The following is a 12,077-nucleotide window of genomic DNA, read 5'->3' as shown; positions in this document are numbered from 1 at the left end:
CGGTGGCGCACCCTGGCGGGTTGCGCCGCCTAATGGAGTGTTTATGGCAGTCAAGGTCCTGGTGGTGGATGATTCCGGTTTCTTCCGCCGCCGCGTCTCGGAAATCCTCTCGGCGGATCCGACGATCCAGGTAGTGGGTACCGCGACCAACGGCAAGGAAGCAATCGACCAGGCGCTGGCGCTGAAGCCCGATGTCATCACCATGGACTACGAAATGCCCATGATGGACGGCATCACCGCGGTGCGGCACATCATGCAGCGCTGCCCGACGCCGGTGTTGATGTTCTCGTCGCTGACCCATGAAGGCGCCCGTGTCACCCTCGATGCGCTGGATGCCGGTGCGGTGGATTACCTGCCGAAGAACTTCGAGGACATCTCGCGCAACCCCGACAAGGTCAAGCAACTGCTGTGCGAGAAGGTGCATACCATTTCCCGCAGCAACCGCCGTTTTGGCAGCTACGCCAGCCATGCGCCGGTTGCCGCACCCGTACCCGCGCCGGCAGGCAGCGGTCACGCTGCTGCCAGCAGTTTCGCCAGCCCGGCAGCGGTGCGCACGCCTGCGCCTGCCCGTGCAGCGGCCCCGGCAGCGGCGCCAGCGCATTCGCCGGCACCCAAGCGCAAGCCATACAAACTGGTGGCCATCGGTACCTCCACGGGCGGCCCGGTCGCCCTGCAGCGGGTGCTGACCCAGCTGCCGGCCAACTTCCCGGCGCCGATCGTACTGATCCAGCACATGCCGGCGGCATTCACCAAGGCCTTTGCCGAGCGCCTGGACAAGCTGTGCCGCATCAGCGTCAAGGAAGCCGAGGACGGCGACATGCTGCGCCCGGGCCTGGCCCTGCTGGCCCCAGGTGGCAAGCAGATGATGATCGACGGCCGTGGCACAGTGAAGATCCTGCCCGGTGACGAGCGCCTGAACTACAAGCCGTGCGTGGACATCACCTTCGGCTCGGCGGCCAAGTCGTATGGCGACAAGGTGCTGTCGGTGGTGCTTACCGGCATGGGCGCCGATGGTCGTGAAGGGGCGCGCCTGCTCAAGCAGGGCGGCAGCACGGTCTGGGCCCAGGATGAAGCCAGCTGCGTGATCTATGGCATGCCCATGGCTATCGTCAAGGCCAACCTGGCCGACGCGGTGTACAGCCTGGACGAAATCGGCAAGCACCTGGTGGAGGCGTGCGTCTGATGGACGTGCTCAGCCTGATCGGCCTGATCCTCGCGTTTGTCGCCATCGTCGGTGGCAACTTCCTCGAAGGCGGCCATGTCGGCGCCCTGGTCAATGGCCCGGCGGCACTGATCGTGCTGGGCGGCACCCTGGCGGCGGCCTTGCTGCAGTCGCCGCTGTCGTCGTTCAAGCGTGCCTTGCAGATTTTGCGCTGGATCCTGTTTCCGCCACGGGTCGACCTGGCGGGCGGGGTAGACCGCGTCGTCAACTGGAGCCTGACCGCGCGCAAGGAAGGCCTGCTGGGCCTGGAAGGGGTGGCCGACAGCGAGCCAGACCCTTATGCGCGCAAGGGCCTGCAACTGCTGGTGGATGGTGCCGAGCCGGAGGCCATCCGCAGCATCCTCGAAGTCGACTTCCTGACCCAGGAAAGCCGTGATATCCAGGCCGCCAAGGTGTTCGAGAGCATGGGCGGCTACGCGCCGACCATCGGCATCATCGGTGCGGTGATGGGCCTGATTCACGTGATGGGCAACCTGGCCGACCCGTCGCAGTTGGGCAACGGCATTGCCGTGGCCTTCGTCGCGACCATCTACGGGGTGGCCAGCGCCAACCTGGTGCTGCTGCCGGTCGCCAACAAGCTCAAGGCCATCGTCATGCGCCAGTCGCGCTACCGCGAGATGCTGCTAGAGGGCCTGCTGTCGATTGCCGAGGGTGAGAACCCGCGCTCGATCGAGCTGAAGCTGCAAGGCTTCATGGAGTAACCCATGCGTCGCCGTCGTCATACCGAGGAGCACGAAAACCACGAACGCTGGCTGGTGTCGTACGCCGACTTCATTACCCTGCTGTTCGCCTTTTTCGTGGTGATGTACTCGATTTCCTCGATCAACGAGGGCAAGTACAAGGTCATTTCCCAGGCCTTGCTCGGGGTGTTCAACGACCCCGAGCGCAGCATGAAGCCGATCCCCATCGGTGAGGAGCGGCCGCTGAGCGTGCGTCCGGCCGAGCCGTTGGTGAAGGACAGCGAGCAGACCGATGCGGGCCTTGGGGCGACCAGTATCGACCCGCTGAAAACCATCAGCGATGACGTGCGCGATGCCTTTGGCGACCTGATCAAGAGCGACCAGATGACTGTGCGCGGCAATGAACTGTGGATCGAGATCGAGCTCAATTCCTCGTTGCTGTTCGGCAGTGGCGATGCCATGCCCAGCGACAAGGCGTTTGCGATCATCGAGAAGGTGGCCGGCATTCTCAAACCGTTCGCCAACCCGGTGCACGTCGAAGGCTTTACCGACAACCTGCCAATCCGCACTGCGCAGTACCCGACCAACTGGGAGCTGTCTTCGGCTCGGGCGGCAAGCATCGTGCGCCTGCTGGCCATGGAAGGGGTCAACCCGGCACGCATGGCCTCGGTCGGCTATGGCGAGTACCAGCCGGTTGCCAGCAACGACACTGCCGAAGGCCGTGCGCGCAATCGCCGCGTGGTGCTGGTGATTTCGCGCAACCTCGAAGTACGCCGCAGCCTGACTGGCTCGGGCAGTGCCAATGCCACGCCGGATGCTGCATTGCGCCGGGCTGGCACACAAAGTGCACCGGCAACGCCAGCAACGGTGGCGGGGCAGTGATTCGTCAATTCCCCGACGCTGCCAAGTAGTTGAATGTAGCGCGGTCCTCTGTGGGAGCGGGTTCACCCGCGAAGAAGGTGACACGGTGCATGGCACCGGCTGCGCCGGTGTTCGCGGGTAAACCCGCTCCCACACTGATCGCGCCAGCTTTCCGATGTTGAGCAAGACAGTTGCCCCAGCAGTGTCCCTGCCAAATCAATAGATAGAGTTTGCTTGATGAGAGTCTGGGCAGTAGCCAATCAAAAAGGTGGCGTCGGCAAGACCACCACTACCATCGCCCTGGCCGGCCTGCTGGCCGAGGCCGGCAAGCGCGTGGTCGTCGTCGACCTCGACCCGCACGGCTCGATGACCAGCTATTTCGGGCACAACCCCGATGCCCTGGAGCACAGCTGCTACGACCTGTTCCTGCACAAGGGCGCGGTGCCCGAGGGCCTGCCCGGGCAACTGCTGCTGCCCACCAGTGACGAACGCATCTCGCTGTTGCCGTCGAGTACCGCGCTGGCGGTGCTGGAGCGCCAGTCACCGGGGCAGAACGGCCTGGGCCTGGTGATCGCCAAGAGTCTGGCGCAGCTGTGGCAGGATTTCGACTATGCCCTGATCGACAGCCCACCCTTGCTCGGTGTGCTGATGGTCAATGCCCTGGCAGCCAGCCAGCAGCTGGTGATTCCGGTGCAAACCGAATTTCTCGCGGTAAAGGGCCTGGAGCGCATGGTCGGGACCCTGGCCATGGTCAACCGCTCGCGCAAGCAGGCGCTGCCGTACCAGATCGTGCCGACCTTGTTCGACCGCCGCACCCAGGCCTCGCTGGCCACGCTCAAGCTGCTGCGTGACACCTACGGCCAGCATGTGTGGCAGGGCTACATCCCGGTGGATACGCGCCTGCGCGATGCCAGCCGCAAGGGCGTCACGCCCTCGCAATTCGACAGCAAGAGCCGCGGGCTGGTTGCCTACAGGGCGCTGCTCAAGCACCTGCTGACCTACAAGACTGCGGCGCAGGTGGCCTGATGACCCAGACCCGGCAAACCAGTACCCGGCCACAGATGGCCCTGCAGTCGTACCTCGACGGCCTGCTGCAGGACGCCACCGAAGCCGAAGACCTGTTCGAGGCGCCAGCGGCGGCGGACGAGTTCGCCGAAGCGGTGCGCGAAGAGCAGGTGCGTGATGCCTTGCAGCAAGCCAGGCCGGCGTCAGCCGAAGCAACCGTCAGCCCCGCACCACGGCCGTTCGCCGAGCCCAGGCTGGCGGTGCTGCCACAGGTGATGCCGGTGGAGGCACCGGTAGTGACGGTGGTCGAGCGGGCGGTGGTGGCCGAGGCCAGCATCCCGGTGCTGGTCGAGGAGCAGACCGTGGAGCCGGCAGTGCCGCTGGTGGACGTACACCTGCCGGCGCCGCAGGTACCCGTGCCCCCGGCCACGGTCGATGGCCGCCCGGCCTGGGCCGCCGAGCCGTTCGAATGCCTGCTGTTCGACGTGGCGGGCCTGACCCTGGCGGTGCCGCTGGTGTGCCTGGGCTCGATCTACACCCTGGCCGGCCAGGAACTGACACCACTATTCGGCCAGCCGGATTGGTTTCTCGGCATCCTGACCTGCCAGGCCGGCAACCTGAAGGTGTTGGACACCGCGCGCTGGGTGATGCCCGATCGCTACCGCGATGATTTTCGCCAGGGCCTGCAGTACGTGATTTCCGTGCAGGGCTACGAATGGGGGCTGGCCGTACACCAGGTCAGCCGCTCGCTGCGCCTGGACCCGTCCGAGATCAAGTGGCGCAGCCAGCGTGGCCAGCGCCCGTGGCTGGCCGGCACGGTTATTGAACACATGTGTGCGCTGCTCGACGTCGCTGCACTGGCCGAGCTGATCGCCAGTGGTGCGGTCAAGCAGATGCACGCCAAACAGAAATGACACCGAACACACCGCCTGTGGCGGATTTTGAGGGTAGGGGAATGAAAAAGTCGTCTGCACAAGGTTCCGAAGATCCGATCCTGCAATGGGTTACCTTCCGTCTGGACAATGAGTCCTACGGCATCAACGTGATGCAGGTGCAGGAAGTGTTGCGCTACACCGAGATCGCCCCGGTGCCGGGTGCACCAAGCTACGTGCTGGGCATCATCAACCTGCGCGGCAACGTGGTGACCGTGATCGACACTCGCCAGCGCTTTGGCCTTATGCCGACTGAAGTCACCGACAACACCCGTATCGTCATCATCGAGGCCGACAAGCAAGTGGTCGGTATCCTGGTCGACAGCGTGGCCGAGGTGGTCTACCTGCGCCAGTCCGAGATCGAGACTGCACCGAACGTGGGTAACGAAGAGTCGGCCAAGTTCATCCAGGGCGTGTGCAACAAGAACGGCGAACTGCTGATCCTGGTCGAACTGGACAAGATGATGACCGAGGAAGAGTGGTCCGAGCTGGAGAACATCTGAGTTGATCCTAGAGGTTGCTGTCATCTTCCTGGCGCTGGTCTGGGCGCTGAGCCTGTGGTTTTTCCTCAACTACAGCAAGCGCCAGCGCGAGCTGGCTGCGCAGCAGGCAGCGGGTGACGCGCTGCGTGACCAGCGCATCAAGGACCTGGCCAAGCGCCTGGACGATTACCAGAACGGTACCGTGCGCATGGGCGAGGCGCTGCATGACTTGCGCGTGGCGGTTGCGCCGCTGCCCGACAAGATCCAGCAACTGGAGCAGCGCGACCCGCACAACGTCACCTTCACCCAAGCGGCCAAGCTGGTGGGCATGGGCGCCAGCGTGGCCGAGCTGACCGAAAGCTGCGGCCTGACCCAGGCCGAGGCAGAACTGATGAGCAAGCTGCATCGCGGCAACTGATTGCCATGAGTCTTGTGCGGCCCCAGGCACAGCGGCCGCGCAAGCCCGACCGGCCGTCAGTAACCCTGAGCGTTCCCTGCCATTGCGACCTCTTCCAGGGGTAGCAACCGCAGCTCTGCACGCCGTTGTGCTGCTTCATCCAGCAGCGCGTCGTAGTTCAGGGTGTGCATGTTTGCCAGGTCCGCCACCTGCCTGAAGGTGTAGAGCTCAGGTAGACGTTGGTCGATTACATGGTTGAGCACCGCGGGCCCGGTCAGCGTGTTGAGCCTTTCGGTATAGGCCTGGAATGCCGCCGCATGCTGCCGCGGCGGTTTGGGAGCCTCGTAGAACGCCTGGCCCTCCGGGGTGAGGTAACGGCCCAGGATCTCGTCCGAAATGGCGTTCAGCACCGGATTGCCAGCACGGCTGCCAATCATGCTGGTGTTGTAGCTGGTATACATGCCCAATTGCGCATTGCACACCGGGCTCCTCAACAGCAGCCCGTCGAGGGGCGTGGTGAGCGGTACGCTGTCGATCTTTGCCCGTAACTGCCCGGTTGCGTCCGGCCCGACCAGCAGATGGTCGTCAATATCCAGGTAGATGCCGCCTTCGCTATGCAGGATGCGGTAGCGCAAAATATCGGAGGCCGAGGAGAAGTTGCTGGCCACACCGCCATTTCCTTCCAGCGCAGCCTGGTACTGGTCGAAGTATTCACTTGCCGCGAATTGATGATAGAAAGTCTGCTGCTCCAGTACTGCAACCTTCAATCCCCTGTCGATGCGGGGCTGCAGCAGGGTCATGTTACGTTCGAATGCCTGAGGGTTGGCGTTGGAGAGGTAGAGTTTGAGCGTGAAATCGCTGTTGCGCAGTGCCTGCACGTTGTTGTCGAGCGCGGCCAGGTAATCACCGGCGATCGTCCTGTCACCCAGCCAGATGTGAAATACCTGCCTGGGGACGGGTATGCCTGGTGCAGTCCCCAGCGCATCGAGGTCGATGGGCAGCTGCAGATCGATACCCAGTGCCCGCAGCGTGCGCGAGCGCGATGCCGGGCTGATTTCCCGCAACGGGTCCGTATCGGGCAGCAGTCGGCTGATCGAGGGCTGCAGCGGATCGGCGCTGGCCACATAGTGCTGGGCGCCGCGTGTGCCGTTGGGGTACTTGAGCACGAAACTGTCCTGTCGGGCGTCGTAGTACAGCGGGTGTGGGCCATTCCCCGCATCGCCGATCAGTTCGTCACCTGTGCCGAATGCCTTGCGCCGCGTTACGCAGCGGGCAACGTGTGAGTCTGCGCCGGGCAAGGTGGTGGCTACTTGGTCACCCGCTACTGCCAAGTCCTGGAAATAGGGTGTCATCGCAGGCCCGGGCCAGCGTGGCGGCGAGACCGGGCTCAGCGGGTAGCCTATGCGGCCATTGAGCCTCACCGGTTTGATGAAGCCAATGGGGCGTTGGCCGAACAGCGCCTTGCTCGCCTTGACCCCGCGCGCCAGCCCCGGGGCTGCGTTCAGCAGGCCGAACACGGCCTGCTCCGCGCCTTCGAGCTGTTGGTTCACATCCTTGCCGTGCAGCGCCTGGTCCAGGCCTACTGTAAATTGGGCCACCCCGGCCACGGCAGCCAGGGGTAGCAGTCCGGGAACCACCAGCAGAAACGGTGTGGCCAGGTTCATGGTCAGGTAGAAATAGCTGCGCCATGCGGCCTTGGTCACTTCACTGTCGCGCGTGATCAGGAAGTCGGCGTCGGATTGGCTGCGTTGACGTTGTGCCACCGTCAATGCCTCGAACAGGTTGTATTCGATGCGTGGGCTGGAGGTGTCTGCCTTGTAGTTGATCAGGGTGTGCGGGTTCCAAACCCTGGCCAGGCGATACACGCTGGTTGCAGGCAGGATGATCTGGCGGGGCGGGAAATCGGCCATGCCCTGAAGTACCCGACGCAACCCCGAGCGACCAATCCTGTCCGGAATATCGCAGGCCCTGAAGTGGGCAAGCAGGGCTGCCCGTTTGTCGGCGTCGCGGCACTGCCTGGCAAGCCACGCACGCATGGCGCCTGGGTTGGCGAACTCATGCAACGGCGCCGCATTGCCCGGTATGTACAGCAAGGTCAGGCGGCTGCGCATATCGCTCAGGCAGAGGATGTCGCTCGATGGGTAGCCATTGATGTTCAGCAGCCTGGCCTCTACCCCGTTGTCACTGAGGTTGGCGCCGTGGTGCCAGCGTTCCACGCCTGCCGCCCGCCACGCCAGGCTGCGCCCCTGTTCACTGAGGTTGCCCCGCAATGCCTGCCTGTTGCAGGCAGCGAGGAATGCGATGCACGCGCTGACGCTGTACTGGCTGGCGGCATGGGCCCAGAAGTCATCGAGCTGGCGTTTGAATACGCCCTGGAAGTCGAGTTGCCAGATGAAGGACTGGAAGGTCGTGGCGTCGAACTGCACATAAGTGCTGGCGTCGTAGCGCATGGGTGCGGTCTGGCGGAAAAGGCCATGGAATTCGGTGTGCACATCGATGTCGTGGTCCAGGCCACTTCCTGGCAATTCATCGACGATCGTCACCTGGCCATTGCTGAAGGCCTGGGCCCAGGGCGCTCGACCGTGTGGCAGGGAAAGCTCTGGCAGTACACCTAGCAGGTCGACGGTGGCCGTCCCGCCTCTTAGCAGCAGCTGCGCGGTTTGCTCGGCAACCTTGGAGTAGCCGCTTTGCTGCCAGTTGCCAAGCAGCGCTTCGGTCAGGCTCATTTGTTGGACGATCTTGGCCAGCCAGCCCCGCTTGGGAACAAATTTGCAATGCAAGGTCACTGCAAGCGTGTTGTCGGGTTCCACGTCCAGCCGCTGCTGGCTGGCCCATTCGCGGATGGCTGCACTGGCACTGCGGTCAGGGCGAGGCACGGAACCCAGCATTGCCTTGACGTAGTCTTGGCCGGCTGCGCCGACCACAGGTTGGCGCGGGTTCATGTTCGGCTCCAGGAATGGTTGCCACCGACAGTGGCGAAGCGGTTCAGGGGCAGGAGTGTACGCACCGAATCGCGCATGCGTGGCAGATCGACGAACCGGTAGGCATTGATGCGCGGCATCCCATAAAGATTGGTGAGCTGGCGCAGGATGCGCAGGCTCGGCAGTTGCCGATCGACCACGTCGCTGAGCAGGGCAGGGCCGGTGAGGTAGCTCAGGCGGCTGGCATACTCATAGAAATTCCCCGGGTCTTCAGCCAGGCTGGGCTTGCTGTCGTAGAAGTCGCGATTGAGCTGGTAGCGTGCGTACATCTCTTCGGAAATGGCCTCCAGGGTGGGGTTGCCGGGGTGGCTGCCGATAAGGCTGGAGTTGTAGAGGCTGTTCATGCTCATCTTTTCATTGGACATGGGCGGTACCAGCAGCAGCCCATTGGCGTCCGTGCTCAAATCGACCTGATCGATGGGTTCACCGGCGGCACCTACCGGTTGGCCGTCGATGATCAATGAGTATTCGCCTGGCGCGAGCAAGGTGTCATCGACATCCATGTACAAGCCACCTTCGTGGTGCAGCATCGGGTAGCGCAGCACATCGCATGCCGATGCATAGTTGCGGGCAACGCCGCCGTTGCCATCCAGGGCAGCGTCGTACTGCGCGTAGTACCTGCTTTGGCGGAAAGCCCTGAAGAAGGCTTGCTCTTCCAAGGGCAGCACCTGCAAACCCGGGGCATGACTGGCCAGCAGCTCCAGGTTTTCGGCATAGGCCTGCTGGGCAGTGCTGGAAAGGAACAACCGCATGCTGTATTCGCTACCTTGCAACCGCGCTGCGTTCTGGCCCAAGTTGGCCAGCAGCTCCGGGCCGATGATCTGGTCACCGACCCACAGGCAGGAGATGTGCTTGGGTATTGGCCAACTGCCTGGCGCTCTGGCCGGCACCTGTAGCGGCAATGGCAGGTCCACGCCCAGCGCCCGCAGGGTACGACTGCGCATCGCATGGGTAACCACGCGCCCTTGTGGCGCGGGGCGCAGGTTCCGGCTGCCGGGTACCGCCACGAAGCCGACAGGGTCGACCTGGTTCAGGTCTTCGGCCCGAATGAATACGTCCCGCTCCATGTCGTAGATCACCCTGGCGTTGTAGCCATCGATGTTCGCTGCCAGGGTGTCTGGCTCACCATCGTACTGGGGTGTACGAATGACGGCGTCGGCAACTGCCTGGTCAGCGTCCTCCAGTGGCTCTATCGGGTCGGTGATATGGAAGTAGCTTGCGCCCTCGGGCTCCGGGAAGCGCGGTGGCGAGAGCGGGCTCAGGGGGTAGCCGATCTGTTCATTCAGCCGCGTCGGCGGCGCGAAACCTTCGACCTTGAATTCGAACAACGCCTGGGCCCTTGCGGCAGCGCCTGCCGCCAGGGGCAAGGCGTTGAACAGGCCCCAGGTGATGTTGCCGATGCCTTCCTGACGCTGCTGCAGTGACTTGCCGTTGATTGCCTGGTCGAGCCCCAGGCCAAGCTGGGCGATACCGCCGACGGCCAGCAGCGGCCCCAGGCCGGGTACTACCAGGCACAGTGGCGCCAGCAGATTGAGCGTTGTGGCCAGGTAGCCACGCCACCTGGCCTTGATGACTTCGCTGTCAGCCGTGATAAGAAACGCGGCATCGTCGTAGCTGCGCTGACGCTGGCGCTCGGCCAGTGCCTGGAACAGGTCGCCCTTGATTTTGGGGTTGTACTTGGCTGGTCGATAATTGACATAGGTCTGCGGCGGCCAGGTGCCGTCGTCGTTGAAATAGCCGTGTTCGGGCGGCAGCAGGTGCCGTTCAGGGTAGGCGCCCAGCCCCTCCATGGCAGTGTCCAGGCCGCTGAAGTCGAGGCCTTGCGGGCAATCGGCCAGGCGAAAGTGCTGTTTCAGGGCCTGGCGCCTGGTCGGGTCTTTGCATTGTTCACCGACCCAGGCCTTCAATTCTCGTTCGCTGCTGAACGTCAGCAACGGTGAGCTGTTGCCAGGTACGTACAGCACCGTCAGGTCGGTGGCGGGGTCGTTTAGGTACAGCAGGTCGGTCGCTGCATAGCCGTAGATGCTCAACGTGCTGCGTCGCAGCCTGTTGCGCCGTGGCATCAGCCCGGCCGCTTGCCAGACCAGTTGCCGTGCAGGTTCGCTGAGGCTGCCCTCGCTGACCTGTCTGTTGCAGGCTGCGATGAAGTTGAGCTTCAGCGCCAGCCTGTGACTGTGCAGATGGTCACGCCAGTAGACATCCAGCGCCGCCTTGAAAGGCTGCTGGAAGTCCAGGTTGTTGATGAACTGCTGGAAGGCTTCGGCGCTTACCGGCAAATGGGTGGAAGCGTCGTAGCGTTGCGCGGTAGTGCGCCGGAACAGTCCGTTGAATACCTCGAAGGGTGCCCCGTAGTGATTGAAGGCGGGGGCCGGGAGGGTGTCCACCAACCGTATCGGACCTGCGGGTAACGCACCGGCCCATGGTGCTTGCAGCAGCTTGCCGAACACGTCACTGGCCGACTCGCCCTGCCAGTTGCCCAGCAGTGCCTGGGTCAGGCTGGTGCGCTGGCTGATTGCGGCCAGCTGGCCACCTGCGCCATCCGAACAGTAGTGGAGGGTAACGACGTCGAGCTGGTCCGGGTCCAGGTCATGGCCTTGCTGCGCAAGCCATTGGCGGATGGCACGGTTGGCCTCACGATCGGGGCGGGGCACATGGCCAAGGTGGTCTATAACGTAATGCGTGCCCATTACGTTGATGCGGGTCGAATGCATGGGGGTACCTTGCGCTGAGAGGAGGTCGGCAAGGTTGAAACAGGGGCGCGGGAAAACGGTGGTAGATATTTCGGTACAGGACCTGACCGTTCTCATCGCACCTGGCCACGGTCGCTGATGGCATTTTGCATGTATGTCACTATCCTTCCGTTTCCTGTCCGGTTCCCTTCTTACCCGGGGTCTTACTTAAACGTTTAAATCCCTGCCTGTACGCACAAGGGATTTACGCAATGAACACCCTCTCTTCAAAGCAGTTGGCCCCCGGCGAACCACAGTTGCAGTGGTTGCGCCAGGCTGACAGCCATACCGCGCCAGCCATCATGCAACTCATCAACAGCACGGTTGGCGATGGCGGTGTTCTGGGTTACGAGCACGAGATGTCTGCCGGGCAGAGCGTCGAATTCACGGCCTCGCTGCAAGAGCGCATCCGTGGCGGCGATACCCACGTCCTGCTCGGCAAGGCAATGGCAGGGCCGGCATGCCTGGTCATCCTTTCGCGCAGCAGCATGCCGAACTGCCGGCATATTGCCGACCTTAGCAAGGGCGTGGTGCATCCGGCCTATCGCGGGTCCGGCCTGGTGGCACGGGCTTTCAGCGAAGTCGTGCGCTTGTGCCAGGCCCAAGGTATCGAGCTGTTGACCCTGGATGTGCGCGAGGGCACTCGTGCACACCGGTTATGGCAATCCTTCGGGTTTCAGACCTACGGCGTGCTTGACGACTACGCGCGGGTCGATGGCGTGAAGCATCGCGGCCATTACATGGCCCAGACCGTGGAAAGCCTTGCGCTGCGACTCAACCTGCACTGA

Annotated in this window: 10 protein-coding genes; 8 read left to right on the top strand and 2 right to left on the bottom strand. The window is 63.3% G+C overall.

The genetic code is table 11. The features are described from left to right. The first annotated feature begins 43 nt into the window (after nucleotides 1-43). From GEV38_RS19365 to GEV38_RS19335, 7 genes are all read left to right on the top strand, one after another. Nucleotides 44-1,183 (top strand): chemotaxis response regulator protein-glutamate methylesterase, encoded by a 1,140-nt coding sequence (locus GEV38_RS19365; RefSeq protein ID WP_054573507.1) that lies wholly within the window; start codon nucleotides 44-46, stop codon nucleotides 1,181-1,183. Beyond that, entirely contained in the window at nucleotides 1,183-1,923 is a 741-nt protein-coding gene (locus GEV38_RS19360; protein WP_054573508.1) for a flagellar motor protein, read from the top strand. The genes GEV38_RS19365 and GEV38_RS19360 overlap by 1 nt, the downstream gene beginning before the upstream one ends. Before the next feature lie 3 nt (nucleotides 1,924-1,926). Continuing rightward, nucleotides 1,927-2,784, top strand: coding sequence for a flagellar motor protein MotD (motD, locus tag GEV38_RS19355; RefSeq protein ID WP_013973579.1), 858 nt, complete (start codon nucleotides 1,927-1,929; stop codon nucleotides 2,782-2,784). Nucleotides 2,785-3,000: 216 nt separating this feature from the next. After that, entirely contained in the window at nucleotides 3,001-3,789 is a 789-nt protein-coding gene (locus tag GEV38_RS19350) for a ParA family protein (protein ID WP_013973578.1), read from the top strand. Beyond that, the gene (locus GEV38_RS19345; RefSeq protein ID WP_015271200.1) at nucleotides 3,789-4,682 is read left to right on the top strand and encodes a CheW domain-containing protein; all 894 of its coding nucleotides are present in this window, start codon (nucleotides 3,789-3,791) and stop codon (nucleotides 4,680-4,682) included. The genes GEV38_RS19350 and GEV38_RS19345 overlap by 1 nt, the downstream gene beginning before the upstream one ends. Nucleotides 4,683-4,723: 41 nt before the next feature. Beyond that, a complete protein-coding gene (locus GEV38_RS19340) occupies nucleotides 4,724-5,203 on the top strand; it encodes a chemotaxis protein CheW (protein ID WP_003254393.1) in 480 nt (159 codons plus the stop codon). 1 nt (nucleotide 5,204) lies between these two features. Further along, nucleotides 5,205-5,600 carry a DUF2802 domain-containing protein gene (locus GEV38_RS19335; RefSeq protein WP_015271199.1) on the top strand — a complete coding sequence of 132 codons (396 nt, stop codon included), beginning with the start codon at nucleotides 5,205-5,207 and terminating at the stop codon, nucleotides 5,598-5,600. Nucleotides 5,601-5,656: 56 nt separating this feature from the next. On the opposite strand, the gene GEV38_RS19330 is transcribed toward GEV38_RS19335, so the two are convergent. Together GEV38_RS19330 and GEV38_RS19325 are read right to left on the bottom strand one after the other, a co-directional pair. After that, a complete protein-coding gene (locus tag GEV38_RS19330; RefSeq protein WP_054573509.1) occupies nucleotides 5,657-8,521 on the bottom strand; it encodes a dermonecrotic toxin domain-containing protein in 2,865 nt (954 codons plus the stop codon). Next, nucleotides 8,518-11,271, bottom strand: coding sequence for a dermonecrotic toxin domain-containing protein (locus GEV38_RS19325; RefSeq protein WP_139657849.1), 2,754 nt, complete (start codon nucleotides 11,269-11,271; stop codon nucleotides 8,518-8,520). The genes GEV38_RS19330 and GEV38_RS19325 overlap by 4 nt, the downstream gene beginning before the upstream one ends. A 230-nt stretch (nucleotides 11,272-11,501) precedes the next feature. Here GEV38_RS19325 and GEV38_RS19320 point away from each other — a divergent pair, with 230 nt between their 5' ends. Beyond that, the gene (locus tag GEV38_RS19320; protein ID WP_054573511.1) at nucleotides 11,502-12,077 is read left to right on the top strand and encodes an N-acetyltransferase; all 576 of its coding nucleotides are present in this window, start codon (nucleotides 11,502-11,504) and stop codon (nucleotides 12,075-12,077) included.

Origin of the sequence: Pseudomonas sp. 13159349 (assembly GCF_013305685.1) — a bacterium.
Taxonomy (GTDB): Bacteria; Pseudomonadota; Gammaproteobacteria; order Pseudomonadales; family Pseudomonadaceae; genus Aquipseudomonas; species Aquipseudomonas asiatica.
This window is presented reverse-complemented; position numbering and strand designations above follow the sequence as displayed.